The sequence below is a fragment of the Methylocystis sp. IM3 genome (assembly GCF_038070105.1).
In the GTDB taxonomy this organism is placed as follows: Bacteria; Pseudomonadota; Alphaproteobacteria; order Rhizobiales; family Beijerinckiaceae; genus Methylocystis.
On the sequence record NZ_JBBPBZ010000003.1, the window covers coordinates 22,840 to 48,214 of the forward strand.

21 protein-coding genes are annotated in these 25,375 nt (G+C 63.7%); 12 read left to right on the top strand and 9 right to left on the bottom strand.

Translation table 11 applies throughout. From position 1 onward, the window contains the following. Positions 1-40: 40 nt before the first annotated feature. From WOC76_RS19875 to WOC76_RS19915, 9 genes are all read right to left on the bottom strand, one after another. Complete coding sequence (locus WOC76_RS19875; protein WP_341108911.1) at positions 41-376, bottom strand: hypothetical protein; 336 nt, start codon at positions 374-376, stop codon at positions 41-43. A 120-nt stretch (positions 377-496) separates the two neighbouring features. Beyond that, positions 497-859 (bottom strand): hypothetical protein, encoded by a 363-nt coding sequence (locus WOC76_RS19880; protein WP_341108912.1) that lies wholly within the window; start codon positions 857-859, stop codon positions 497-499. 215 nt (positions 860-1,074) lie between these two features. Then, a complete protein-coding gene (locus WOC76_RS19885) occupies positions 1,075-1,329 on the bottom strand; it encodes a hypothetical protein (protein ID WP_341108913.1) in 255 nt (84 codons plus the stop codon). Between the two features lie 565 nt (positions 1,330-1,894). After that, on the bottom strand, positions 1,895-2,893 hold the full coding sequence (locus tag WOC76_RS19890) for an FAD:protein FMN transferase (RefSeq protein ID WP_341387310.1): 999 nt from the start codon (positions 2,891-2,893) through the stop codon (positions 1,895-1,897). Beyond that, the gene (locus tag WOC76_RS19895) at positions 2,890-3,717 is read right to left on the bottom strand and encodes an ABC transporter permease subunit (protein ID WP_341108982.1); all 828 of its coding nucleotides are present in this window, start codon (positions 3,715-3,717) and stop codon (positions 2,890-2,892) included. The genes WOC76_RS19890 and WOC76_RS19895 overlap by 4 nt, the downstream gene beginning before the upstream one ends. Continuing rightward, positions 3,717-4,625, bottom strand: a complete 909-nt coding sequence (locus tag WOC76_RS19900) for an ABC transporter ATP-binding protein (protein ID WP_341108915.1) — start codon at positions 4,623-4,625, stop codon at positions 3,717-3,719. Before WOC76_RS19900 ends, WOC76_RS19895 begins: the two co-directional genes overlap by 1 nt. Beyond that, on the bottom strand, positions 4,622-5,839 hold the full coding sequence (locus WOC76_RS19905; RefSeq protein WP_445730684.1) for a nitrous oxide reductase family maturation protein NosD: 1,218 nt from the start codon (positions 5,837-5,839) through the stop codon (positions 4,622-4,624). Before WOC76_RS19905 ends, WOC76_RS19900 begins: the two co-directional genes overlap by 4 nt. A gap of 48 nt (positions 5,840-5,887) precedes the next feature. Further along, positions 5,888-7,825, bottom strand: coding sequence for a TAT-dependent nitrous-oxide reductase (gene nosZ / locus WOC76_RS19910; protein ID WP_341108917.1), 1,938 nt, complete (start codon positions 7,823-7,825; stop codon positions 5,888-5,890). 95 nt (positions 7,826-7,920) lie between these two features. Beyond that, entirely contained in the window at positions 7,921-10,119 is a 2,199-nt protein-coding gene (locus WOC76_RS19915) for a 4Fe-4S binding protein (protein WP_445928479.1), read from the bottom strand. A gap of 29 nt (positions 10,120-10,148) precedes the next feature. Here WOC76_RS19915 and WOC76_RS19920 point away from each other — a divergent pair, with 29 nt between their 5' ends. From WOC76_RS19920 to WOC76_RS19975, 12 genes are all read left to right on the top strand, one after another. Then, positions 10,149-11,213, top strand: coding sequence for a ferritin family protein (locus tag WOC76_RS19920; RefSeq protein ID WP_341387309.1), 1,065 nt, complete (start codon positions 10,149-10,151; stop codon positions 11,211-11,213). Positions 11,214-11,435: 222 nt separating this feature from the next. Further along, entirely contained in the window at positions 11,436-13,367 is a 1,932-nt protein-coding gene (locus WOC76_RS19925) for a phage tail sheath family protein (protein ID WP_341108919.1), read from the top strand. Positions 13,368-13,378: 11 nt separating this feature from the next. After that, complete coding sequence (locus WOC76_RS19930) at positions 13,379-13,903, top strand: phage tail protein (RefSeq protein WP_341108920.1); 525 nt, start codon at positions 13,379-13,381, stop codon at positions 13,901-13,903. A 12-nt stretch (positions 13,904-13,915) separates the two neighbouring features. After that, the gene (locus tag WOC76_RS19935; protein ID WP_341108921.1) at positions 13,916-14,623 is read left to right on the top strand and encodes a hypothetical protein; all 708 of its coding nucleotides are present in this window, start codon (positions 13,916-13,918) and stop codon (positions 14,621-14,623) included. Continuing rightward, positions 14,620-15,357, top strand: coding sequence for a hypothetical protein (locus WOC76_RS19940; protein WP_341108922.1), 738 nt, complete (start codon positions 14,620-14,622; stop codon positions 15,355-15,357). Before WOC76_RS19935 ends, WOC76_RS19940 begins: the two co-directional genes overlap by 4 nt. After that, a complete protein-coding gene (locus WOC76_RS19945; protein WP_341387307.1) occupies positions 15,354-16,670 on the top strand; it encodes a DUF4255 domain-containing protein in 1,317 nt (438 codons plus the stop codon). The genes WOC76_RS19940 and WOC76_RS19945 overlap by 4 nt, the downstream gene beginning before the upstream one ends. Beyond that, positions 16,667-18,784 carry an ATP-binding protein gene (locus tag WOC76_RS19950; RefSeq protein ID WP_341108925.1) on the top strand — a complete coding sequence of 706 codons (2,118 nt, stop codon included), beginning with the start codon at positions 16,667-16,669 and terminating at the stop codon, positions 18,782-18,784. The genes WOC76_RS19945 and WOC76_RS19950 overlap by 4 nt, the downstream gene beginning before the upstream one ends. Next, positions 18,781-19,062: a hypothetical protein gene (locus tag WOC76_RS19955; protein WP_341108926.1), complete on the top strand. Its 282-nt coding sequence runs from the start codon at positions 18,781-18,783 to the stop codon at positions 19,060-19,062. Before WOC76_RS19950 ends, WOC76_RS19955 begins: the two co-directional genes overlap by 4 nt. Continuing rightward, entirely contained in the window at positions 19,059-21,605 is a 2,547-nt protein-coding gene (locus WOC76_RS19960; RefSeq protein WP_341431560.1) for an eCIS core domain-containing protein, read from the top strand. Before WOC76_RS19955 ends, WOC76_RS19960 begins: the two co-directional genes overlap by 4 nt. Further along, positions 21,602-24,361 carry a polymorphic toxin type 5 domain-containing protein gene (locus WOC76_RS19965; RefSeq protein ID WP_341431561.1) on the top strand — a complete coding sequence of 920 codons (2,760 nt, stop codon included), beginning with the start codon at positions 21,602-21,604 and terminating at the stop codon, positions 24,359-24,361. Before WOC76_RS19960 ends, WOC76_RS19965 begins: the two co-directional genes overlap by 4 nt. Continuing rightward, complete coding sequence (locus tag WOC76_RS19970) at positions 24,358-25,014, top strand: hypothetical protein (RefSeq protein WP_341108930.1); 657 nt, start codon at positions 24,358-24,360, stop codon at positions 25,012-25,014. Before WOC76_RS19965 ends, WOC76_RS19970 begins: the two co-directional genes overlap by 4 nt. Next, positions 25,014-25,373, top strand: a complete 360-nt coding sequence (locus tag WOC76_RS19975; RefSeq protein WP_341108931.1) for a LysM domain-containing protein — start codon at positions 25,014-25,016, stop codon at positions 25,371-25,373. The genes WOC76_RS19970 and WOC76_RS19975 overlap by 1 nt, the downstream gene beginning before the upstream one ends. Positions 25,374-25,375 lie beyond the last annotated feature (2 nt).

Below are 25,375 nucleotides of genomic sequence, written 5' to 3' on the forward strand. Positions count from 1 at the left end.
ACGCTGGCGAGCGGCGGCCCCTTGCGGGGCCGCGTAACCCTCAAGGATGACCGAAGGACGGCAGGGGAGGCAAGGACTCGATATGCTGCCCGAGACCTGTGTAGCTTTGATTTCCGATTTGGGTGACGGTCGCATCGTTGCTGAGTTTGCTGCCCGCCTTGCCGATGGCGACTTGCTGGACGCCGAAAAAGTTGACGGCGCTGTGTTGATCGGCGTTGACGTTATTGTTTGGCCCGAGCTGGACGCCAGCTGTGGCGCTCAAGAGAGGGTTACGGATATTGACCCCGATAAAGCTGGGGCTAAGACTAAAAAAGTCTCCCGCGTGCGCCTGGGCCGCTCCGGCGCAGACAAGAACGGGGATGATGAGATATTTCATTTCGTGCGCTCCTCACTATTCTGCGTCCGCGACCGCAGATGATCGCCCCTTGCCCCCGACGAGGAGATCGCGGCCGCCCGAGGCCGCCGCGACCTGATCCGTAGATCCTTTGAGGAACGTTCAGGGAGCGCCGAAGTTCAGCGGAACCTGAGCCTGTATGACCGTCGCCTTGTTAATGGCCTCGCCGCCCTTGGAGGTGTCGCCGATCGTCTGGCTGAGATCAATCTTCTGCGAAAGCGAAGATTTCGCCCCCGCATTGACCGGGACCTGGGCCTGCACGATGAAAGCCTTGTTCAGGGCGAAGCCGCCCTCGGAAGTATTGCCGATCTTCTGGTTCAACAATAACGCCTGGGCCAGCGGCGCGAGAGGCGACGCTCCCGAAGCCGCGCCCGACGATTGGGTCGAAGATGTCGTTACGGTATCGGCAAACGCAAAGCTGGTCGAAAGGGCCACAACAGCCGGGACAAGAAACAACTTTTTCATGGACAATCCCTCCGATTTCGAAGCCCCAGAACGCGAGCTTCTGTCAGGGTTTATCCGGCTACGAAAAACGTCGATAGATAGCCATTTGGCTACGTCACATGCCCAAAAGGGTGAGTGGCGGCGCAAAGAGGGAACGACCGCCTCAATAGCTGTCTTGGCGGAAAACCCCGAGGGTTTCGAGCATGGCGCAATTTTAGGCGCGACGCGCCAAGGGTTTAATCCGATTTGCCTTGTTGGCTCTGTAGCGGAACTGAGCCTTGCGGCGCGTATGCGTCGGCGTCGTTCTTTCCAGCCGCTTTCGCGCCATCGTCCGTTTCGATCTCCGCGCCGGGATCGGCGCCCGTTATCGACTTGATCGCTTTGCCAGCGATCGCATGGCCTATTATGCGACGCACGATTTGAGCGTCGGCAGGAAAGGCGAACAATCCACTCACGAAGAGGGCCGACAGGAGGCGCGTAGGGGCTTTCATTGTGACACTTTGAATTGCAGCGAAGGAGCGGCGGCGAGACATAGGGAGATCGCCGCCTGTCGAGAGAAAAACACGATTTGATCGTAACACCGCAAGCGGATATAAAACAATAGGTAACACGGGCGGGTGTGGACGTTCGCCTCAGTTTGGAGAAAACGGAATGCAGGGGAGACATCTTCTATTATGCGCCATCTTGGCGCTTTCTGCATATGAGGCGCGCGCAGAGGCCGTCGTCGTGCGTCGCCCTGTTGCGCCTGGCCCTACCGTCGTCCGTGATGTTCGATCTCCCGGCGTCGGCGCCCCTGGTGTTGGCGTGAGGCGCGGCGTCGGCGTGGGAGCGCCTGGCGCTGGTCTCACCGTCCGAGGACCTGCGGGGATCGGCCGTTAAACCGGTTAAGGGAGAAGCGGCTGTTTCGTAAAAGCCGGGACGGCCGCTTTCCAAGCTGCGCCAAAGCCGCAGAGTTTATTTTGAGCTCAGAATTCATTACGGAAAAACGTCATGTGGTGGAATTCTCCTTCGTAAATCCACATCGCACAGCGTGGGAGGCAAGACGAGGCGGGCAGATCACAAGCTCTGTTTCGAGCCATCCGCGCTGGTCAGGTACGACTTGGAGTCGCCAACCGTGCTTAGGACACTTTTGATTTCCTCCAGTGGCATTGTGGCGAACGCCGTCGATAAAGCATCCGCAGCCGTTGCAGTCGGCGACACAACCGAAACGCTTTTATAAAATTTCGGACTCCTGCCGGTATGCGGATCGAAAAGATGCGTGAATTTGCTACGGCTGTCAAAATGGAATCCATATCCGCCCGACGTTGCAATCGAGCAATCTTCGACCTCGAGCGTTTGAGCAACATTGCCGGGGTGATCTGGGTCCTCGAGGCCCACCCGCCAGAGCCGTCGCTTGGGACGCCCTATTAAGCGCATTTCTCCCAGATCGACCAGAACGTGCTCAACTCCGCCCGCGCGGAGCAGATCCGTCACACGATCAGTAATATATCCTTGTGCTATTCCATTCAAAGTAAGACCCATCCCCGGTGCGAGCACAATACGGTCTGACGCCAGGACGATTTTCGTGAGCCCCACACGTGAAAGCGCGAGTTGGATATGGCTTTCATCCGGACCATCCGGGTCTGGGTCGGGTACAGAAAAATGCGACGCGTAGAGCTCCCAAAGCGGTTGCACGCTCGGATCGAAGGCCCCATGCGTCAGCACGTGATAAGTAACGCACATTGAAAGAAGCTTCAGAAGATCCGTTGGAGGCGCGAGGAGCAGGCCATTGCGATTGAGCGTCGATAATGCCGATTCTGTACGATACAGACTGAATATTTTTTCCAAACGCTCCAATTCAGTTAGAGACTGCTTTATCAGATTCTTCGCAACAGCTGGCCTGTTATGGTACAATTCTATGCTGGCGAGGGCGCCGAGCGCCGTCCCGCGCCAGATCACGGGAGTCTGCGATTCAACGGAGTGTTGCGAATATGAATTCAGCGGGCACATTCCCGCCGAGCTCGCCACGATATGCAGAAACCGGCGTCGGGAGAGACTGTTATTGAGCAAGCTCATAACTCTTTCCTTTCGAACTTCACGCGTGCCACCAGCAGGGGAATCGCGACCCATACAGAAAGGTCAGCAATTAAGAATGAGGGGTGGAGCTGGGCGCCTGCGGACATGCCGGCCATTCCGGAGAGAAGCCTCACATCTGCGAAAGCTGTCAGATTCAGCACACGATATGCGTCGTTGGGGTTGAGCAACAGCAAGACGTTGAAGCCCATCGGTCCGATATGGCGGCCCTGGTCCAGAACAAGTATCCCCAGCAGGGCCATATCGTAGAGGAGCACGAAGAGAAGCCAAACCCCTACAGCCGCAATCACCGCTGCGCCACGGGAAGCCACATGCACGCTGATAGCGTAGCCAATCGAGATAAAGACAGCTCCAAGCAGAATGGAAGATCCCACCATAACCGAGAATGAGTGCCAGCTCTCTTGCGGCGTGAGGTCGCCTCGGGCTGTCACGGCGAGGGCGGCTGCGCTGTATCCTATGAGCGTCGCAAAACAGAGAAGACTGAGGTGTCCGATGAATTTGCCTATTAGGACTTGGGAGCGTGCGACCGGATAGCTCAACAAGAGCAGAAGCGTGCCACGCTCCTGTTCCCCGACGATTGCGTCATGGGCAAGTAGAAGAGAAATAAGTGGCACAAGCAATGTCGTCAGGCTCGAAAGACTCACAACGACGATATCAAGCGCGTTTGCCTTCACTGTTCCTGTCGGAGCGCTTCCCAAAAGGGCGATCGTCAAGGAGAGAGTAGCGAGAAGGAGGGTCGATGCGACAATCCAGTGGTTTCTAGACCCCTCGCGAATCTCTCTTCCTGCGATTGCCAAAAGGCCCATCAGCAAGCATCATCTCCTTGCGGAAGGAAGTGGGAATACAATTGGTCGAGCGTCGGCGGGAAAAGCCCTACGTCCTCGATGGTCGTGTGGTTCTGCAAAATAGCGTGCAGCACTCCCATCTTGTCTTTCCTGGAGCAGAGAAATTCCATGCGATTGTCATAGACTCGCAATTCCTCGACGGGCCCAAGCCGCTCTTTGTCGATAACGGCGCCTTTCCGAGTCTTCACCGCAAATCGCAGCGGCAAGGCGGCGAGCTCCATCAGTTCGTCGACGGAACCGTCTGCAACAACACTCCCGCGGCGCATGACGATGATACGGTCGAGCTGATTCTCGAGTTCCGTCAGAGAGTGCGAGGATAGTAGCACGGCGACGCCCCGGGCGCGCAGTGTGGCAATGATTTCATAAAATGTTTGCCTCACAGCGGCGTCGAGTCCCGTGGTCGGCTCGTCGAGCAGGAGCAACCGCGGGGCGCCGATGAGTGCTTGCGCGAGGCCAAGCCGCTGGCGCATGCCTTTTGAATAAGTATGGATAAAGTCGCAGGCGGCTTTGCTGAGTCCTACACGTTCAAGAAGGGCGGACTCCTCCGCGGGCCGCACGCCTTTCAGTCTCGCATAATAGGTCAGGATCTCGCGGCCTGTCAGCGCAGGGCTGAAAGAGACGTTTTCCGGCAGGAAGCCAATTTGCCCCCGTGTGTGGCCATGAGAGGGATCCTCGCCAAACACCCTGATCGCGCCGCCGGTCGGCCGTGACAATCCTAATATCATCTTGATCAAGGACGTCTTTCCGGCGCCATTGTGCCCGACTAAGGCGATGCTGCGCCCCGCCGGGAGCCTGAGGTCGACGTTCTTGAGGATGTCTCGGCCTGCAAGACGTTTGGAGAGGCTTGAGATTTCGACCGGGAGCGTCATTCGAGTCTGCCGAGGGCTAACGGGGGATCGATATGTATCGGTCGCATCAACGGGGCGGAATCCACAACTCCTCCGGTCTGTAAAACTGGAAACTGAGATTGCGCCCACCGCAAAAGTTGTACGGCAGGACTATTCGCCAACATTTTTGCGAGGGGAGCCGTCCAAATTACACGATCAATGATGTCGTTGGGCCGGTAGACGACGTCTGCTATCCCGTCGCCGTCGAGATCGAACGCCGGGTTATCACTCCAGTAGTTCCCTCGCCTGCTTTTCGACCATTCTACAAAACGCGTCCCAACATATTTTACTTGGGTCCGGTTCTGGATGAAGACATTATCAAAAATCGCGTTCTGCTCGGATCCGGCAGTAAAATGAACGCCGATGTCACATTTCTCGAACCAGTTACGATAGAATGTATTGAAGTTTGCATCATAGATGAAAAGGCACTTTTGCGGGCCGTCCAGGACGATGTTGTCACGCACCGTCGAATAATTAGCAAAATTGAACATCAGGCCGTAGTTTGTGTCATGACGCGACAGGTTTCCGACCACCTCGAGCCTGGGCGAGAACATGATCGCAAACCCAATATGATTGCCGATCGAAACATTGCCGCTCACGATGCTGTCCGACGCATACATGTAATGAACAGCATAGCGCAAATCCCGCATCGTATTTCCCCCGAAAATGTTGTTTCTACTGGAGATCACAAATAGGCCGTCGCGACCGAAACGAATATCGTTGTCGAGGACCTGGGCGCCTGGCGCATTCCAGACAGTAACGCCATTCCCAGCTTCACTCAATCTTTCCGGTCGATTGCCTACGATGAGATTGCTTTTAACAATTGCGTCTTCCGCGCCGTGAACATATATTCCGAAGAGATTATTTTCGAGGATATTCGCCTCGACGCGGGCACGACTCGCCGCCTGCTCAAGAAAGATCCCTGAGTCCATCTGCTCGAGATCGAAACCAGATCCCCGGATCGTCAGGTTGCGTATGGTCGCATCTGGCGCAGAAACCGTAATAACGCTACCGACCCCAGATGCGGTAATGTTCGCGCCGGCGTCGCCTTCAAGAATGAGCGGCCTGTCTATTTTTATTGGGCCGGCATATTGGCCGCTGGCGAGGTGAAGGACGCCTCCTGTCGGAGTTCGGTTCACGAGTTCCTGAAGGTCGATAGCCGGTCCCTCAGCGGCAAAAGCTTGCATAGACGGCATGCAAAAAGCGAGCGCCAGCATATTCGCCTGCATGAGCGTTGCGCCCACCTAGGTCTCCCTTGGATGAACCAGCATACGGCCACGCATTTCCATATGCATCGCATGGCAGAACCAGGTGCAGAAATACCAGTAAACGCCTGGTTTGTCGGCTATGAAGGTTACGGATGAGGTCTCCTGTGGGCCGATTTCCATGTTGACCCCGTAGTTGACGATGCAAAATCCATGTGTGAGATCTTCGACCTGGTCTATATTGGTGATGTAGACAGTGACCTCGTCACCCTGCTTGACATCAAACTTCTCGAGCGCAAACGTGGGCGCCGTAGAGTACATGTAGACCCGAAGCTTATTACCGTCACGAACGGTTTTTGCATCGCTTTCGAGCTTGACGCCGTCCTTTTGGGCCTGACTCCGCGCATCCTCGAACATCGGATCGTCGCGCTTGTAAAGACTCGTGACGTGGCCCTCGAGCTTGGAGCGGTGGATAATCACAGCATCATGAGGCTCTGCAAAACTTGGCCCGTCATGAACCAGTTTCATTTTGTCTCCGGAAATATCGATAAGCTGGTCGTTTTCGGGTTTCAGTGGACCGACGTTCAGGAATCGGTCCTTGGAAAACTTGTTCAGTGAAAGAAGCCACTTTCCGTCAGCCTCCTTGGTCTCGCCCATCGAGGAATGGTTGTGGCCTGGCTGGTAATGAACGTCGATTTTATCGATGATCGGATCGACTTTTTCTCCTTTGAAAGCCTTGATGGCCTTATCGATGCTCCATTTGCAAACCTGGCTGTCGAGAAACAGCGTTGTATATGCATTCCCCCGTCCGTCGAAGGCAGTATGGAGCGGACCGAGGCCGAGTTCCGGTTCGGCGACCACGACATCACGAGGTTTCAGCTTGTCGTCGAAAAGCTGGTCGAAAAGGCGTACGTCGAAGACGGTGACGGTTGGCGAGAGCTTGCCATTCGCGACGACGTGAATCCCGTCCGGCGCCGCGTTCATGCCGTGTGGATTGTTCGAGACAGGCACATAACGCGTGTACGGAGAGCCGTGGCGCCCATCTATCACAGGGACTCCATTTATGCGGCTGAAATGACCTTTCTTGACGGCGTCTTCGATTCGCTTGATGCTGAAAATGACAACCCAATCCTGCTCCTTCGCCGTCATCTCGGCCAGATTGACGCCTTTTTCCGAGTTGTAGCAAGTGGCAAAGGCGTATTTGCCCTGGTAGTCGGCGTCATTGTTGTCGAGGTTGCCATCGACGATCACCTGCCAGGCGACTTTCATGGAGTCGCCATCCACAGCAGAGAAAATGGACCGGTACTGTTTTGGATCGTCGAGCGTCTTGCCGTCGTTCGGGATCGGCACTTCATATTCCCCGTTGCAAAAAAGATAACCGGTGCGCGGGAACTTTTGGGGTCTCATCCCGTGCACGGTGTATTGATTGGGTAGTTCAATGATCTTGTCGCATTTCATTATATCCGTTCTGATCCGCGCAAGACGGGTATTGGCCTTATCATTGATGAAAATGTAACGACCGTCGTAAGTTCCGTCGGTGAACGACATATGCGGATGATGGGCGTCGCCGTTCATCCATATCCCGCCCCGCGCCTTGAGGCGCGCACGGGTTTCGGGGGTGAGCCCTTCCGTCAATATTTTTACTGATTCATTTGTCAGGCCCCAGCCGGTCGCGCTGTCTCTGTTGAAAACGGGTATCCGCATCAATTCACGCATCGACGGCATACCGATTATGCGGATCTCGCCGGTCTGGCCGCTGCTGAAAAAGACATAGTATTCGTCGAGTTCGCCGGGCGCGACTTCCGTCTTGCATGCGGAAGCGGCAGAGGGCTGGGCCTCGGCCGGCGTAATGGCGGTCCTGCCGCCGTCGCTGCTGCCGACGATGGTTCCGGCTGCGCCCGCGATCGCTCCCGCGGCGCCAGCGCCCAGAATAGCGCGACGGCTCATCCCCTTGGTTTCCTGATCGTCACCAGACATGCGCGGACTCCCTCGACACCGAATTTCGAAATCGTGCGCGAATCTGCATCGTCAAGCGCCGTCGCGATGCGAACTGGGCGTTGAGAAGGGTCTCGCTATCCGCGCGTTCTCATCGAAGGCGAGGATAGCGCCTGCAATTTTTCTCGCTTCAGGCGAAGTTGAATCATGTGCGGGCACCTTTGGTCATCCCAGTAAAGCTCCTGGCAGTGCATGCAGTAAATGCACTCATTGGGGTTGATGTGTCCGTCTGGGTGGATCGATTGTACGGGGCATTCGCGTGCGCAACGCTGGCAGGGAGACCCGCATTCAGGCCAACGCTTGAGCCATTCGAACATGCGCATTCGGCCCGGGATGGCGAGGGCGGCGCCGAGAGGGCAGAGATAGCGGCAAAAGAAGCGTTCGATAAACAAGCCCATGAACAACAGGGCGCCAGCATAAACTACGTAGGGCCAGCTGCGCACGAATTTGAGAATGATTGCTGTTTTGAACGGCTCGACTTCCGCAAGGCGTTCGGCGAACGCAACGGAATACAGGGAGGCGCCGAAAAGCACCAGGAAAATAATGTATTTTATCGGCCACAGCCGCTCGTGTAGAGCCCATGGCACCGTGATCTGGGGAATCCGCCAAGCCTGCGCGGCGTTGTTGAGAAGCTCCTGCAAGGCGCCAAACGGGCACAGCCATCCGCAAAAGGGACCGCGGCCCCAGAACAATAGAGAAACGACGACGCCGAACCAGAGGATGAATACAAGGGGAGCCGTTAGAAAATATTCCCAATGGAAGCCGGTGGCGAGGGCATTGGTGAAGGTGATGACGTTGACGACGGAGAGCTGCGCATTTGCATACCATCCGAGCCAGAGAAGTATGAAGGCGAGGTAGCTCCGACGCACCCATGCGTAGAAGTTCGGGCGTCGCACGAGGAAGTCCTGGAAAAAGAAAATCGCCGTGAGCACAAGGAGAGTGATCGCCGTGAGCGCTATGTTCAGCGCGTCCTCCCGCCAGATGCGCCGCCAGAGCGGTTCGTCGAGAGGACCGGCAAGAGGCGGATTTCTGGCGTGGAGGCCATCTTCGGCGAGTGGCTTTTGCTGGAGCGTGGGCGTTCCCTCGATCTTGAAATAGCGCTCCGGGAGTTGGTATTTCAGATCGAAAGTAAGGAATGCTTTTTCCCGTCCGCCGATCGCGCGCTGCACGAGCAGTTGGAGGCGCCAAGGTTCAGCTGGGTCGAAACGGGCGTCGGCGGGGATAAGAAAGATCCCTATCTCCGGGAGCTTCGGCGCGCCTGCGGCGGCGAAGGCGCCGATGCGGGTATGGTCGCGATCACGGAAACGTATGGTCTCGGCGCCCTGGATCAACTCGAAACGGTCGAATATTCCGCCCCGGACATAGGCGGAGCCCTTGAAGGAGAAACGCCCTTTGGCCGCTATTGCAATCGCCTGCTGGCCCGGGGCGAGACGCTGCTGCAATTGACTGAATTCCTGATCGCCGAGCAGGCTTCGCCCAATCGGCGGAAACGAAGCCGGGGCCGCATAAAGGTCGATAAAGGTTTCTTCGGGCTCCCCCGTTTCCGGATGTTCAGCGGCCGCAGGGGGGCCGGACTTCGCAAAAGCGGAATTGACTTGCGCGACCGTCAGGCGGAGCTGGCCGACCGAACCGTCGCGAAGCAATCCCTCCCAATCCGGCGGCGCCGTTGCGTCGGGGTTTATTGTTCGCCCGCTCGTCGGCGCTTTAGTGGCCGGCGGACCAGCCGAAGCCTGTTCGGACAGGCGGCCGGCTTCTATGAGCTTGACCGCGGAACGTATGACGCTGTCGCCGATCACCAGGACCGTGACGGTGGCCCCGCTTACAATATCGACCCGCGGGACAGGTTCTGCGCCGGTCGTGATGCGCGACACGTTGAGTCCGACCAGTTTTTGCATCGATGCGACGATGCGGGACTCGGGTATGCCGACGAGCACGATCGGCTCCTTGTGGTCGACAAGCTTCAAGCCCGCGATCCGACCTTGCGGGCTGACGCCGACTATGATCTCGATGGGCTTTCCCGAATAGCCGACTGCGTTTGCGAAATCAGAGTTCAAATAGGCGAAGCCGAGCTGTTCGTTGCCTCTCAAAACGGGAATGAGCGGCGGCTCCCCTTGGGGCGCGCCGAAGCGATCGGCGCCGGGGATAATGTCTCCGGGCTGGACTTTGGCGATCAATTCGACGAGGCGACTCGCCGCACGAGCTGCATCAATATGGAAGGAGCAACACAAAGCGAGGAGGATCACGGCGCGCAAGAGGCGCTTGAGGCTTTGTTTCAAGGCGCTACCTGTCGTGAGGAATGGATGAAATGGGCTCCCGCGTGCTTTTGTGCCGCGTGGCGCCCTCTACTTATGATCGGCGCGAAACTCGACGCGTCAATCCGTGGGCGGAAGATAGTGACGCGAATCCGTGGGACCGAAAACTGATGGGCGTGCTGAAGTCTGAACCTGAAGGCGTCGTCGAATCTCTTCCGGAACTGATGGCGATCGCGAAGGCCATGGAAGAGGAGGCCGCCATGCGGTATCGTCAACTTTCGCGACGGATGCGCAGCCTCGACAATGACGCAGCTGTGAAAGTCTTCGAGCATCTCGCGAGCGAGGAGGAGGCGCATTCGGCGAGAGTTACGGAACTGTCCGTGGCCGTAACGGGGTCTGCGCCAAAGCCGGCGGACATCCGCTGGGAGCTTCCCCCGGATCTGGAGGACGAGGGTATGGCGGATCTCGCCGTCTCGCGCCTCGTTACACCCTACCGCGCCCTGTCCATTGCGGTTCGGAACGAAGATCGCGCCTTTGCATTCTGGAGCTATGTCTCCGCCTATGCGCCGAGCGAGGCTGTCCGTCGCTATGCGGAGCGCATGGCGCGAGAAGAGTTGCGCCATGCGTCGATTCTGCGGATGGAGCGACGAAGGGCCTACCATGGCGAACTGCGCGCGGCGGGCTTGCCGCCGGCGATATCCATGAGGGAGCTACAGGAGAAAGCAGCATCGCTGGAAGAGGGCATACGGAGGACGTGCAGATCTTTGGCGTCCGCCGCAGCGGTGAGCGGCGACGAGGCGACGGCAGATCTCCTTGGGAGAATAGCAGAGGCAGGGAGCGGCAATAGGCGGGCGTCCGTCTTTTCTGGCGTCGGCCCCTCCCCGACACAGCGTCATGGCGCGCCGGATTCGGTCGTCATGATCGATCAGGCGATCGCAGCCTGTGAAACTGCAGCGGAAATCTATTTGCAGGCGGCGGAGTCGGCCGCCGACGAACGCGTCGCCCTCGAGGCGCAGCGTCTCTCCAAATCCGCGATCACGCGCCTGGTGGCGTTGCGGGGACGCCGAGTTGAAATAGCGCCGGTCCAATTCGAAGACAAACCGGGAACTGCTCCGTGAGCGAACGAGCTTCGAGGCGACAACGAATGATCATTGCGCGAAAGTCGAGTTCCGAAAGTTGATTGCAGTTGCGAATGAAATCAATTCGGCTTACGCTATCCTTCTCTTGTAAGTTTGTAACTATAACTCTGAGAGACACGAGATTCTGAGAGGAGCGTCCCGCGATCAAGTTAAGTTGTGGACGCGTAAGTTGCATTGGCTCGATTTTTTAGGAGGAGAGCTATGGCGCAGGCGCTCAGCTATCCTGGAGTTTACGTCAATGAAATTGCGAGCGGCGTTCGTACGATCACGGGCGTCGCGACTTCCGTGGCGGCGTTTATCGGCCGGGCCAGAAAAGGGCCAGTGGACAGCGCCGTCGACATTGTGGGTTTCGGTGATTTCGAGCGCATTTTCGGCGGGCTCTGGACCGACAGCTCCATGAGCTTTGCCGTTCGGGATTTCTTCCTGAATGGCGGCGCGCGCGCCGTGATCGTGCGCCTGTTCAACGACGGCGCGGGCGGCTCCGCCGATGCGGCGATCGAGGCGGTCGGCAATATAATCGCCGCCGCGCGGGGCGCCGCAAACGGCAAGGCCGCGAAGGACGCCGCCAAGGCCGTTTACGATCCGATCGCCGCGGACACGGATGCGCCGCAGCCTGTCAAGGACGCCGCCAAAGGCGCGATGGATGCGATTTCAACGCTTGCGGACAATGCCGACGCCGCGGCGATCGATGCGGCTGCGAAGAAAGCGGCCGCCTCGGCGCCAAAGGCGACAGTGCGCGTGCTCAATGTCGGCGAGCTTACATTCAAGGCTGTGAGCCCCGGCGCATGGGCGAATAAGCTCCGCATTCTGATTGCGGCCGCCAAGCCGGCGACGGCGTCGAGCGTCGCGTCGACGCTGGGCGTGAGCGTTGGCGATCTTTTTGATCTCACCGTGACGGACCTCGATAGCAACGCCACGGAAATTTACGAAAATCTGACGGTAAAAAATTCCATGCGCCGGGTCGATCACATGCTGGCCGACTCCGCGCTGATCGCCTGGAATGGCGGGGACCTCGACAGCCAGACGCCGGCGCTTCCCGATTTCTCGGCCGTGTTCGGCGATGACCAGCTCGGCCAGAAATACGCCGAAATGCTCGCCGCCCAGAAACAACTGCCCGACCCGACCAAGGACCCGCTCAAAACCAGGAAGAAGGCCTATAGCGACGCGCTCGCGGCGATTGCCGGTCTGATCGGAGACGGCGGCGCGCTTGCTTCGGCGGATTTTCTGAAGCCCAATGGAGAGGATAAGAAGACTGGCCTTTACGCGCTGGAGCAACTCTACACGCGCGACGGCATCTTCAACCTGCTTTGCATCCCGCCCTATAATGCGGGCGGCGACGCCGATGTCGGGGTGATCGCGGCCGCCGGCGCCTATTGCGAGAAGCGCCGCGCGGTCTTGCTGGTCGATCCGCCGAGCGCCTGGAAAAGCGTCGCGGCCGCGGTGGTCGGCTTCTCGGCCGATCCCGACCAGATTGGCTATCGCGGCCGCAACGGCGCGATCTTCTTCCCGCGGCTGAAGATGCCCAATCCGCTTCGGGACAATCGCATCGAGGAATTTGCGCCCTGCGGGGTGGTCGCCGGCCTGTTCGCGCGGACCGACACGCAGCGCGGCGTGTGGAAGAGTCCAGCGGGCATCGACACATCGCTCATCGGCGTGTCCTCGCTCGCTGTGCCGATGACCGACGGCGAGAATGGCCTTTTGAATCCGCTCGGGGTCAATTGCCTCCGTCACTTCCCTGTGTTTGGCTCGATCAACTGGGGCGCGCGCACGCTCAGGGGCGCCGACGCCTTCGCCGACGAATATAAATATGTCGCAGTTCGACGAACGGCGCTCTACATCGAGGAAAGCCTCTACCGCGCGCTCAAATGGGTCGTGTTCGAGCCCAATGACGAGCCTTTGTGGGGGCAAATCCGGCTCAACGTCGGCGCCTTCATGCACAATCTCTTTCGCCAGCGCGCTTTCAAGGGCGAAAGCGCGAACGAAGCCTATTTCGTCAAATGTGACAGCGAAACCACCACGCAAAATGACGTCAACCTCGGCGTGGTCAACATCAGGGTCGGCTTCGCGCCGCTGAAGCCCGCCGAATTCGTCGTATTGCAACTCCAGCAAATGGCCGGCGCGATCGAAGCGTGAGGGGAGACGTCATGGCTCAGTTCACCGTCAATCCGCAACGCTTCGATCCCTACAAGAACTTCAAGTTCAGAATCAAATGGGGCTCGGACTATGTCGCGGGCGTGAGCAAGATCAGCGGATTGAAGCGCACGACGGAGGTCGTCAAGCATCGTGAGGGCGGCGATCCGAGTTCGAGCCGCAAGTCGCCGGGCCGCACCGAATACGATGCGATCACGATCGAGCGCGGCGTCACCCACGACGTCGAGTTCGAGCAATGGGCGAACAAGGTGTGGAATTACGGCTCCGGCCTCGGCAAGGAAGTTTCTCTGGCCGATTTCCGCAAGGATCTCGTCATCGAGGTCTACAACGAGGCGGGACAGCCGGCGATCCGTTACAAGGTGTTTCGCTGCTGGGTTTCTGAATTCCAGGCCACGTCCGATCTCGACGCCAATGGCAATGCGGTTCTGATCCAGCATCTCAAGCTCGAGACCGAGGGCTGGGAGCGCGATTACGATTTGCCGGAGCCCACAGAGGGCGCGTTCACCGAGCCGGCCTGAGGCGTCGTCATCATGCGGACGCTCTCTCCCTCGGAACTCCTCGATGTGTGCGACCTCGGCGACGGGTCGAGCCCGGCGGGTCGAGCCGTGCTGCTGCTCGATGCGGCTGACGCCAGGGACGATGACGCGGATGGGGATCCCCGCGACTGGCCCCTCGGCCTCGTCAACGGCGCGCTGCTGCGCCTGCGGGCCCAGGTGTTCGGCCCACGTCTCGAAGTGCTGGCGAATTGCCCGCAATGCGCGGCGATCTGTGAGAGCGCGCTCGATTGCCTCGCCATCGCCGCCTCGGCGCCTCGACGGTCTGGGCCCTTCCTGCTGGCCTATCGCGAGGAGCTCATCGGCTACCGCCTGCCGACCCCCGCCGACGTGATGGCCGCCGCAGATTGCGCGGCGACGCCTGCCCATGCGCTCGCCCGCCGGATCCTCCTCGACAGCGACGCAGTGGACGCGCCGGGGCTGGCCGGCGCGCTCGCCCTCGCAGTCGCCGAGGCGGACCCGCTGGCGCAAATCGAGCTGGCGCTTCACTGTCCCGAATGCGCGGCGCGCTGGACCGAGCCGCTGCACGTCATCGACATCCTGTGGGCGGAACTGCGCAACTTCGCCACGCGCCTCACGATCGACATCGCCCGGCTCGCGCAGGCGTTCGGCTGGCGCGAGGCGGACATTCTGGCGATGAGCCCCCGCCGGCGCCAGCGCTATCTCGCGTTGTTGCCGACATGAGCGCCGAGAGCGACGCCGCATCGGCGGGAAAGGCGCCGGATCTGTTCGAGGCGCTCGTCAGCCACGAACGAGGCGACCGGGCGGCGGCGGCGCCCAGCCTGCGCCCCCGTCTGCCCTATGTGTTCGGCGCGGAGACGGGCGTCGAAAGTGAAGCGCCCGTCGATCCGGCGGCGCTATCCACGCGCCAGGCGGAGAAGCCGGCTGCGGGTCCGTTTGTCCCGCCCGCCGCCATCGGCCAGCCGTCGCCAACGATCGCCGCCGTCGCCGGATCAGACCCGCCGCCCCCGGGGTCGGCGCTGCTCGCTTCTCGTTCCGAGGCGGTGAGGCGGTCGCCGGAGCCGGAGCGGTCAGCGGATCGCAAACGGCCCGTTGCCCGAGAGGCCGAAGACGCCAACCGACGCGGCGAGGTCGGAGCGCAGCCGCGTGACCCTGCGAGCCGCGAGCATCGCGTGTCGGAACCGGGGCCGGCGCCTTCGGAGCCGCGCGGCTCGCGCCGAGGCGAACACATTCTCGCCCGTCCGCCGATCCCGGCGATCCCGCCGATCGCCGCGACGCGGACGGGCGCGGCGCTTTTGCGCAGCGAACCGGTCATCGAGATCAGCATTGGCCGTATCGACGTGCGCGCGGCGCCCGGACAGCAAGCGGCGCCGGCCGTGCGGGCGGCGCCGGCGCAGCCCCGGGACGACCGGCTCGCCGCCTATCTCGACCGGCGATCGCGTGGAGCCCGCTCGTGAGCAGTCCCCTCGCCATCGCTGCGGTCACCGCAATCCTCAAGGACTTGCTGAACGAGGGGCTGATCAACAACGATCTGTCGCCGGTCGGGAGCTTCACGGTCAGCGCGCTCCCGCCGGACCGGATCACGACGGGCGAAACCGAAACCAGCCGGCTCAACCTGTTTCTGTATCAGGTCACGCCCAATCTCGGCTGGCGCAACGCGCAACTGCCCTCGCGGGACGCGCGGGGCGCGCGGCTTTCCAACCCGCCCCTTGCGCTCGATCTCCACTACCTGCTCACCGCCTACGGCTCGGTCGACCTCAATGCGGAAGTCCTGCTCGGCTTCGCGATGGATCTCCTGAACGAGACCCCCGTGCTGACGCGCGACATGGTGCGCCGGTCGCTGACGCCGCAGAATCCGACGCCGGTCAACCTCATTCCTCCGGACCCGCAGGGGCGAACCGCGATCGACCTGGCCGACCAGATCGAGACGCTCAAGATCATTCCGCAGTATCTCAGCGCCGACGAACTGTCGAAGCTTTGGACCGCCATGCAGGCGCGCTACCGGCCGACCGTCGCCTATCAGGTGACGACCGTGATCATCCAGGGGACGCGGCCGAGCCGCAGCCCGCTGCCTGTGCTCAGCCGGGGGCAAGGCGATCGGGGCGTGTCGACGCAACCTTCGACCGCCGCCCCCCTGCCCGCGTGGCCAACCCTCGCCGGCATCGAGATTGCGCCGGCGGCGGGCGAGGGACGGCGCGCCAGCGCCGAAATGGGCGACAGGCTGACGCTGCGCGGCGCGCTGCTCGAGGGCGACGTCGTCACCGCCGAATTCCGGCACCAGCGGCTGGCCGACCCGCTCGAACGCGTCGCGACGCCCGCGGCGGACGGCGCCAGCGCGAGCGTCGCCCTGCCCGACGCCGCGGCGGCCGCGGCCGACTGGCCGGCCGGAACCTATGGGGTGGCTCTCAGGATCGAACGCGCCGGCAAAGCGACAAGGCGCACGAACGAGCTTGCGATCGTTCTGGCGCCCCGGCTGAAGCCCCCGCCGGCGCTCGCCGCGCCCGGCGGCCAGCGGATCCTGACGATCAACGTCGCGCCGCAGATATGGCCGGGCCAGCGCGTCGACGTGCTCGTGGGCGACAATCCCTTCCAGATCGCCGTCGCGGCGAAGACGGGCACGCTCGCCGTGCCGGCGCCGGGCGTCGCCCCGTCGGACACGCCGCTGCCGGTGCGCCTCCGGGTCGATGGCGCCGAGAACAATCTCGTGCGCGATCGAATGGCGCAGCCGCCGCAGTTCGATCCGCAGCAGACCGTGACGGCGCCGCCATGAACGAGACGAGCGCCTTCGCAGGGAACAACAGCGCCTTTCTTCAGGCCGGGCTCCATTGGCTGCGTCTGCTGCTGGAAAATCGCGCCAGAAAGCTTCGCCCGCCGCAGCCCGTCCCTGCGCCGGCGGAGCCGCCGCCGCCGCGCCCTCGCCGCCTCTTTTGGATCGACTGGGCGTCGGACGCCGCCGCCGAGGTTTGCCAGCCCTGCCCGCGCGCTCCGCCCGCCGAGGATACGCCCGAGGGAGCGGCGGCGAAATTCGAGGAGGCGGCGCAAAGGCGACCCAGACCGGCCCTGGCGGCGCTGTCGCAATGGTTCGGCCTTTCCGCCTTCGAGCGCAACGTGCTGCTCCTGTGCGCGGCGATGGAGCTCGATCCGCGCTTCCCCGCGCTGATCGCCGGAGCGCAGGAGGCGCCCGTCGTCGCGGCGCCGACGTTCGGCCTCGCGCTCGATTTGTTCGACGCGCCGAGCTGGGATGCGCTTTCTCCGACGCGGCCGCTGCGCCGCCATCAGCTGATCGAGGTGCACCAGTCGGGCGCCGCCGCGCTGATCGCCGCGCCGCTGCGGATCGACGAACGGATCGCGGCCTATATCAAGGGGCTCGACTATCTGGACGAGCGGCTGCTCGAAATCGCGGAGCCCGTCGCGCCGCCGCCCCTGCCCTTGCCTCCCTCGCACGAGGCTCTCGCCCGTCGTGTCGAAAACTGGATCGCCCGCGGCCAGCCGACGACGCTGGTGGAGCTCGTCGGACGCGACAGGGCGTCGAAGCGCGACGTGGCGGCCGCCGCGCTCGCCGCGAATGGGATTGCGCTGCTCGAAATCCCCTTCGCCAGGCTGCCGCGCGACGCCGACGCGATCGAGCGTTTCGCGAACCTTTGGGAGCGCGAAGGTTTGCTGACGCCGATTGCGCTGCTCGTCGCGCCGCCGGGCGCCGAGCCGGCGGGCGGAGAACCGCCGGAGGCGGCGCGCCCGGCGCCCGGCTGGGACTGGCTGCTCAAGCTGGCTGGAATCGTCATTCTGGATGTTGGCGCGCCGGGCGCTGATCCGGCTGCACATCTCCTCGAAATCGGCGCCCCGACCGTGGCCGAGCGGCGGGCGCTCTGGGCCGAGGCGTGGCCGGAGGGCCCGGAGCCTGACGCGGAGGCGCTCGAACGCCTTGCCGGCGAATTTACCCTGCCGGCCTCGCGCATCCGGCTCGCCATCGACGGCGCCGCGGCTGAGGCCGGCGGCGTGCCTGACGTCGAGCGGCTGTGGAGCTGGTGCGTGCGGCGCGCGGGCGGCGCGCTGGAGGGGCTTGCGGAGCGCATCGCGCCGCGCGCCAAGATCGATGAAGTCAAGCTGCCGGCGCAGGATCGAGAGCAGCTCGACCGGCTGATCCGCCACGCCCGCACCCGCGGCGCGGCGCTCGACGCCTACGGATTTTCGGCCATGGCCAACCGGGGGCTCGGTCTCGCCGCCCTGTTCCATGGCGAGAGCGGCACCGGCAAGACCATGGCCGCCGAAGCCGTCGCCCGGGAGCTGGGTCTCGCGCTTTTCCGGGTCGATCTCGCTTCGATCATGAGCAAATACATCGGCGACACGACCAAGAAGCTGCGCGGCGTCTTCGACGCGGCCGAAGGCGGCGGCGTCATGCTTCTGTTCGACGAGGCCGACGCGGTTTTCGGGCGGCGCAGCGAGGTCAAGGACAGCCACGACCGCTTCGCCAACATCGACATCAATTATCTGCTGACGCGGATGGAGGCTTTCGGGGGCGTCACCATCCTCGCCACGAACATGAAGCATGCGCTCGATCCGGCTTTTCTGCGCCGGCTGCGGTTCGTGATCGGCTTCGGTTTCCCCGGGGCCGCGGAACGCGAGGCGATCTGGCGCGACGTATTTCCGAAGGCGGCGCCGGTCGAGCCCCTCGACTATGCGGCGCTGGCGCGGTTCCCGCTCACCGGCGGCAGCATCTTCAACGCCGCCCTGGGCGCCGCGCATGAGGCGGCGGCCGAGGGCGGGCCGATCGCGATGCGGCACATCCTCACCGTGGTTCGGGCCGAATTGCAGAAGCTCGAACGACCCATACCCGAACGGGAATTCGCGCATCTGCGCGAGGTGACGGCGAAGGCGGGACAATGAAGGTGCGGCTTCACATAGATGCGCTGTCGATTGAGGCGGACTGGCCGCGCGCCGGCCGCGCCGATTTCGCCGAGGCGCTGCGGGCGGCGTTGGAAGGGGAGCTGACCAGGGCGGCGCGCCGCGGCGCTTTCGGGCCCGCCCGCGTCGAACCGCATCGCAGGCTGACGATTCCGGCGCTCGCCCTGTCGGAGCCTCGGGACGCGGGCGCGCGCGTCGCCCGCGCCGTCGCCGGCGAGATTGCGCCGCCGGCCGCGCCGGGCCAGGGGAAAACGCGATGAACGGGCGAAGCTTCGTCGCGCGGCGGGCCGCCGCTTCGCCGTCGCCTGCGGCCGTCACGCTCCGGCGCAAATGCGCCTGCGGGGAAACCGGGGGAAATTGTCCGCGCTGCGCCTCGAAGCGCATGACGCTACAGCGTCACGGGACCGGCCGCGCCCCTGCCCCGCGCATGGCGCCCGGCGAGATGGTCGGCGACGTCCTGCGCGCCTCTGGCGAGCCGCTGCCGACCGCGACGCGGGCCTGGATGGAGGATCGCCTCGATCATGATTTCTCGGGCGTTCGCATCCACGCCGACGCGCGGGCGCGCCGCTCCGCCGCCGCCGTCGACGCGCGCGCCTATACGGTCGGCGAGCATGTCGCGCTCGGCGAACCCCGACCAGACTTCGAGTCTCCCGCCGGGCGGCGGCTCCTCGGCCACGAACTCGCTCATGTGGTGCAGCAATCGCGCGGCGGCGTCGGCGCCGGGATCGATCCCGACCCCGCCCTGGAAAGTGAGGCGCGTCAGGTCGGAGACGCGATTGCGGTGGGACGGCGGGCGCATGTCGGCGGCGCCTCGCCGCCTGTCCTCGCGCGAGAGCCGAAACGGCCGTCGAAGCCTCCGCGGGAGGCGGCCGCGCAAGGCTCTTCGCTCGACGACTATCTGCGCGAGATGGACGAAAACGAGGCGCTGCTCGCCAGGGAGAATTACGCCGACGCCACCTACACCCGGGTTTCCGAGTCGATCGTCGTCGACGGCGTCCCCATCGCCGACCGAACGGGAATTTACGATTCGAGCGGTCTCTACACCGCGAAAAATCCGGAGCTCGACGAGATCGTGGCCCTCTACCGCCAAGCGGCGGGGAGGGACGCGGCGCGCCCGTCTTCCATCGACAGCCACACGGCGACGCAAAAAGCCGGCGACGAGGGGCCGCTCGTCGGCAACGAGATCATCATCATCCACGACGTGGCGACGGAGGCCGAGAAGTCGCGGCGCGCCGGTCTGTCGCCCAACATTCAGACGTTCGACGAGTTCAAACGGATCTACCAGAAAGAGCACGGAACGGCCGAGGGAGCCGAGCAGGCCTTCTTCGCCTATCACGACGCGGAGTCGGCCAAGTTGTTCGAGGGCTATCGCCGCATCGACGCGGCGGCGGGCGCCGTCAACTGGATCGCAGGCGCGACGGTCGGGGTCGTCGCCAGCGGCTTCGATCCCGTCGCCGTTTTCGGACCCATGGCTGTGGGCAAGGGCGTCGAGCTGGGCGCGCGAGCCGTGGGCGTCGACAAGGAGACCGCGAGCGCCTTTGGCGATCTCGCCGAGTTTGGCGCCGGCTTCGCCATTCCGTCGCTCGCGCATGGTTCGCCGACGACGGGGAGCGCCGCGCGGGCCGAGGCGAAGTCGGCCGGCGTCGCGACGCAGGCCGCCGAGCGAGAGACTGGCGCGCTCGAGACTGGGACGCTCGAGTCTGGGGCGGGCAAGTCGCCGCTCGGCGCGCCGAACCCCGTCGACGCCGGGGCGGTCGAGACCATCGAGCGGCAGGCGCCCAGGACCAGGCCCGCCGGGGATCCGGGGGCGCCCTCCGTGAAGCCTCCGTCTCCCGACGCAGACCTCGCCCATAAGCCGCTCGCCGAGCCCGAGTCGCTGGGCGACGGACACCATACGCAGATCACTGCGCGAGGCGTCGAAAGATGCAGCCCTGAGCCCTGCCCCGTCCTGCGTGTGGCCTATCAGAAGGAGCTCGCCGCCGACCCCGCGCTTCAAAAGGAGATGAAGCGGCTCGACGCCTTGAGCGCCATCGCCGCCGCGCAGGAACGGAGCGGCAAGCTCGATCCCGCCTTCGTCAAGCGGATCAACCGGGAGGGCGCGGAGCTGGAGCGCAAGCTCGCGGCGATGCGGGCCGGCGTCGGGCCCGCCCCCCGGCCGCCGGCAGGGGGTGCGGCAAGGGCCGCGAAAGTCGCCGGGCGGCCCGGAATTCCCTCGCCCGAGGGTTTCGTCGACGAAGCGATTGCTCGATTGGACGATCCGGACGCCTTCTCGCTCCACGTCGGCGAGAAAGCCGCGGAAAAGATCAAGTCGGGAGAGAAGCCCTTCGTGCTCGATCAGCCGGTCACGCGCGGCGACATCGACGAACCGCTGGCCGTCGGCGCGCCGGGAGTGAAGCCCCAGCGCGCCGTGGATCGCGCCCTCGACCCGCACAACCGGCAGTTTCTCGATCCGGCCACCAATCGTCGCACGAAATATCTGGGCACGGACCCGCGCGACGTTGCGCGCGGCCGTCAGAAGCTCGATCCGGTGTCGCTGAAGGACGACCCCGACGCCCTCTTCACCCGCCGCTTCGACGAAACGACGGAGATGGCCAAGATCTTCGACGAGGCCGTCAACAGCGTTCAAAACAAGGGCAAGATGTCGCCCACCGAGCTCAAGAACGCCATCAATCGCAAGGTGTCGTCCATCATCAAGGAGGGGGCCTCGACCGAAGCCCACACGGTGCGCGACGTCCTCGTCAGCAAGGGTTTCGTCTATCGGGAAAACGTCGGCTGGGTGGCGGGAACGGGGGCGGCGCCATGACGGGTCCGCGCGCGCTTCTTGTGCGGCGGACGCCCGCCGGAACGGCCGCGGCGCCGGCGACGCTACAGCGCAGCTGCGCCTGCGGGGAGACCGGCGAGAGCTGCCCGCGCTGCGCCGCGAAGCGCGCGCCGCTCCAGCGGCTCGCGGGCTCCGGCGGGCCGCCGCGCGCCTTGCCCGGCGCCGTGAGCGCGGTCTTGCGCACATCCGGCCAGCCGCTGCCCTCGCCGATTCGCGCGCAGATGGAGGAGCGGTTCGCGCATGATTTTTCCAGCGTGCGGATTCATGCCGACGCATCCGCGCAAAAATCCTCGGCGGCGGTCAATGCGCGCGCCTATACGGTCGGGCGCGACATCGTGCTCGGAAGCGGCGCGCCTGACGTCGCGAGCCGCGAGGGTCGGCGCCTGCTCGGTCATGAACTGGCCCATGTCGTTCAGCAGTCGCGCGGCGGCGTCGGCGGCGGGATCGATCCCGACCCGGCGCTCGAACAAGACGCGCGCCGCGCCGGCGACGCCGTGGCCGCGGACCAGCCTGCGCGCGTCGCGCAAAGCGCCGGCCCCATGCTCGCGCGCGAGCCAGCCGCCGCCGGGTCCGGCGAAAGCGTCATGTACGAAGTCAATTTTCCGGACGGCAAGAAGCGGCTCACGAAGCAGGAATACGAAGCCTATAAAGCCCAGGCCGCCCACCGCCTGCGCCTCCGTCTCGACAGGGTGATCGACGATTCGGAGAGGGGACGCGCGTCGCAGTACGACATGCTCAAGGAGTACCAGGGCGGCGTGGAAAGTTTGGGCGATGTCTTTCGCAAGCCAAAAGCGCTGATCGGCATCGCGGCGGATATCTGGGGAAAGACCAGCCCGCCGTGGATCGGCATGTGGGGACATCCGAAAAACGCTGCGCGCCACGGACTGCAAGCGCTCGAACGCGGGGATATCGGGGAGGCCGCCCGCCTCCTGAAACTCGCAACCGGGCAATACGAAGACGCGATGAAGGAATGGAACGCCTATCGCATGAAAACGATCGGCGGCGCCGAGAGTCTTGCGAGCGATCTCGAGACGGTTCGCGACGTTTCCTTCGCCGTCGCGCTCGCCGCGGGCGCCGTCGTCGCGGCCCCCGTCATAGGGGCCGCCGTGGGGACCGCCGGCGTCACGGGCGCTGGCGCGACGGCGTTGACGGCGGGCGGAACCGCGCTCGTCACCGGCGCGGGCGGCGTCGTGCTCGGGGGCGGCTCCACCGCCGCGGCGAGCTATGCGGTCAACGACAAGGTCGATTGGAAGGCGGCCAAGCGGGACGCGGCGAAATTCGGCAAACAGGGCTTCGTCACCGGCCTCACGGCGGGTCTCGGCCAGGCGCTCAACGGGGCGGGCGCCGCCGCGCAGCTTGGCAAGCCGCTGGCCCAGCAGGCGGCAAGGCGCTGTCTGACCGAGGCTGGCGTCAATTTCTCGGGCGAAGTCACGACGGAGGCGCTGGACAAGCTCTTCCCGGCGACGCCGCCCCAGGAGCAGGCCGGGGCGCAAACGAAAGAAATCCTCGGGGGCAAGACCCGGGCGCTGGCCATCGGCTGCATCAGCGGCGTCCTTGGCGTCCCGGCCAGCAAACTGAAAGGCGGGTCGGCGACCGCCGCCGACAAGGCGCTTGGCGCCGGTACGGCGTTCCTCGACGCGAAGCTCCAGGGCAAGACGGACAAGGAGGCCGCAATCGCCGCCGCGCAATCGACCGCGACTTCGCATCTCGTCGGCGCCGGGAAGAAGGGAACCGACGCGGCGGCGGCGAGACAGGCGACGGCCCCGAAACCGAAATTGGCCGACGAGCCCCACGAGACGGCCGAGCCTGCCGGCAAGCCTGCGCCGAAACCCGCTCCGAAACCCGCGCCTCGGGCCATCGACAAGGCGCCGGAAGGCATGAAGAAGCCAGCCGCCGGCCATGTCGAAGAAAAGCCGGACATGAAGCCGGCAAAACCCCCGCCCGCTCCCGAAAAGGCGATCGATCAGGGACAGGCGGTGGCGCAAAAGGAGACCGCCAACGGGCATCGCGCCGTCGTGACGCCGAAGGGCGTGGGCGTCTGCAGCCCGCATCCCTGCCCCGTGATCCATGTCGAATACGCCAGGGAGCTCGCCGCCGCGCCGGAGCTGAAGGCGTGGAACGAAAAGATTCAGGCCATGCGGCAGGTCGATCCAGAACTCGCCGCCCAATCGGCCGCGGCCCTGATCCGGGAGCTCGAGACGCTGCGCGCCAGCCAGAAGAGCCGCGGACAGGCCGGAGGGCCGCAGGCCGCCGCCGGCAGGACAACGCCGCCGGCTCCAGTTGGAGGCGCGCCCCGACCCGGACCGAACCAGGCTCTTGTCGGTTCGAGCACCCGTCAGATGCGGCGGGCGGCAATCAGAATGATTGAAGCCGATCCCAACCATCCGCTTCGATTCCTGCTGGGCAGGCCGGGGCGGTTCAAGCCCCAGCGTGGGCTGACGCACGATCAGCTGGCCGACCGACCCGACCTCGTGCAGATGGGACATATCCGCAGCAACAAGCTCGGAGAGACCGAATATGTCATGCTGCAGGGCGCCTGGGAGAACCAATTCAACAATGTGACCATCGAGCAATCGCATCTGGGCGGGGCCGTTCTCGATCAGCCAGCCGTATCGATTGGCGGCGTCGCGGTCGACAGGCGCACCGCGAAATTCTGGGAAGACGTGGGCCTGCTGAAGCCGGGCGCCGTGGAGGCGTCCCCGACAATTCGACTCCCCATCTCGGAGAGCGACGAATGACCGGCTTCTCCCGATCTCCCCAAATCCTCAAGGCGGGCCTCGTGCTGCTCGATCCGGTGCTGTTCACCGTCAGGCGGCTGATCGTGCTGCAATACAATCCCGACCAGCTGACGCGCACGCTGCAGCCGCTGTCGGCCGGCGGCGATAGCGCGGACCGGACCGAGGCGCTCAGGCTCAAGGGGCCGGCGGTCGAGACCTTCAAGCTCGACGCGGAGCTCGACGCGACGGATCAGCTCGAATTCGCCAAGGACAATCCGGCCGCCGTCGAGGTCGGTTTGTTTCCGCAGCTTTCGCTGCTCGAATCCCTCGTCTCTCCCACGAGCGACGACATCGCCGCCGCGGATGAGCTGCTGCGGCGCGGCGCGGTCGAGATCGCGCCAATGGAGGCGCCCCTCACGCTCTTCGTCTGGAGCGCGCAGCGCGTCGTGCCGGTGCGCGTGACCGAGTTTACGGTAACGGAGGAAGCCTTCGATACGACGCTGAACCCCATCCACGCGAAAGTCTCCCTCTCGCTGCGCGCCCTGTCGAGCAACGACCTGCCGATCGACCATCGCGGCGCTGAATTCTTTCTCGCTTATCTGCGGACCAAGGAGTCGCTCGCCAGGCGCGCCGCCGATGGAACCCGCACGCAACTGGGAGCGCAAGGCTTCTGATGCTCGATCTGATGGACCCCAATCCGGCGTTGCCGGTCCCGACGCTTCAGCCGTTCGACGAATACAGCCGCTATCGCGGCCTCGACCTGCTCTCGGGCGTGGACGCGAGCGGGCGTCCCGTCGTCTTTGTCGCGCGCCGTTTCCTGCCGCAGCCGGCGTCGCTCGCCGAAGTGGGAAGCGTGACGGTGAAGCCTGCCGACCGGCTCGACATCCTCGCCGCGCAGCAACTCGGCGACGCGCGCTGGTGGTGGCGGCTGGCGGACGCCAACGGCGCGATCGACCCTGCGGAACTCACAGCCGAGCCGGGGCGCGTCCTGCGGCTCACCCTGCCGCAAGGCATGGCCGCGCCAAGGAGCTAGAC

Excerpts from the sequence above, each read along its gene's own strand:
- WOC76_RS19875 (WP_341108911.1), bottom strand. The coding sequence starts at position 376 with ATGAAATATCTCATCATCCCCGTTCTTGTCTGCGCCGGAGCGGCCCAG.
- WOC76_RS19880 (WP_341108912.1), bottom strand. The coding sequence starts at position 859 with ATGAAAAAGTTGTTTCTTGTCCCGGCTGTTGTGGCCCTTTCGACCAGC.
- WOC76_RS19885 (WP_341108913.1), bottom strand. The coding sequence starts at position 1,329 with ATGAAAGCCCCTACGCGCCTCCTGTCGGCCCTCTTCGTGAGTGGATTG.
- WOC76_RS19890 (WP_341387310.1), bottom strand. The coding sequence starts at position 2,893 with ATGAGCTTGCTCAATAACAGTCTCTCCCGACGCCGGTTTCTGCATATC.
- WOC76_RS19895 (WP_341108982.1), bottom strand. The coding sequence starts at position 3,717 with ATGGGCCTTTTGGCAATCGCAGGAAGAGAGATTCGCGAGGGGTCTAGA.
- WOC76_RS19900 (WP_341108915.1), bottom strand. The coding sequence starts at position 4,625 with ATGACGCTCCCGGTCGAAATCTCAAGCCTCTCCAAACGTCTTGCAGGC.
- WOC76_RS19905 (WP_445730684.1), bottom strand. The coding sequence starts at position 5,839 with ATGCCGTCTATGCAAGCTTTTGCCGCTGAGGGACCGGCTATCGACCTT.
- nosZ (WP_341108917.1), bottom strand. The coding sequence starts at position 7,825 with ATGTCTGGTGACGATCAGGAAACCAAGGGGATGAGCCGTCGCGCTATT.
- WOC76_RS19920 (WP_341387309.1), top strand. The coding sequence starts at position 10,149 with ATGGGCTCCCGCGTGCTTTTGTGCCGCGTGGCGCCCTCTACTTATGAT.
- WOC76_RS19925 (WP_341108919.1), top strand. The coding sequence starts at position 11,436 with ATGGCGCAGGCGCTCAGCTATCCTGGAGTTTACGTCAATGAAATTGCG.
- WOC76_RS19930 (WP_341108920.1), top strand. The coding sequence starts at position 13,379 with ATGGCTCAGTTCACCGTCAATCCGCAACGCTTCGATCCCTACAAGAAC.
- WOC76_RS19935 (WP_341108921.1), top strand. The coding sequence starts at position 13,916 with ATGCGGACGCTCTCTCCCTCGGAACTCCTCGATGTGTGCGACCTCGGC.
- WOC76_RS19940 (WP_341108922.1), top strand. The coding sequence starts at position 14,620 with ATGAGCGCCGAGAGCGACGCCGCATCGGCGGGAAAGGCGCCGGATCTG.
- WOC76_RS19950 (WP_341108925.1), top strand. The coding sequence starts at position 16,667 with ATGAACGAGACGAGCGCCTTCGCAGGGAACAACAGCGCCTTTCTTCAG.
- WOC76_RS19955 (WP_341108926.1), top strand. The coding sequence starts at position 18,781 with ATGAAGGTGCGGCTTCACATAGATGCGCTGTCGATTGAGGCGGACTGG.
- WOC76_RS19960 (WP_341431560.1), top strand. The coding sequence starts at position 19,059 with ATGAACGGGCGAAGCTTCGTCGCGCGGCGGGCCGCCGCTTCGCCGTCG.
- WOC76_RS19965 (WP_341431561.1), top strand. The coding sequence starts at position 21,602 with ATGACGGGTCCGCGCGCGCTTCTTGTGCGGCGGACGCCCGCCGGAACG.
- WOC76_RS19970 (WP_341108930.1), top strand. The coding sequence starts at position 24,358 with ATGACCGGCTTCTCCCGATCTCCCCAAATCCTCAAGGCGGGCCTCGTG.
- WOC76_RS19975 (WP_341108931.1), top strand. The coding sequence starts at position 25,014 with ATGCTCGATCTGATGGACCCCAATCCGGCGTTGCCGGTCCCGACGCTT.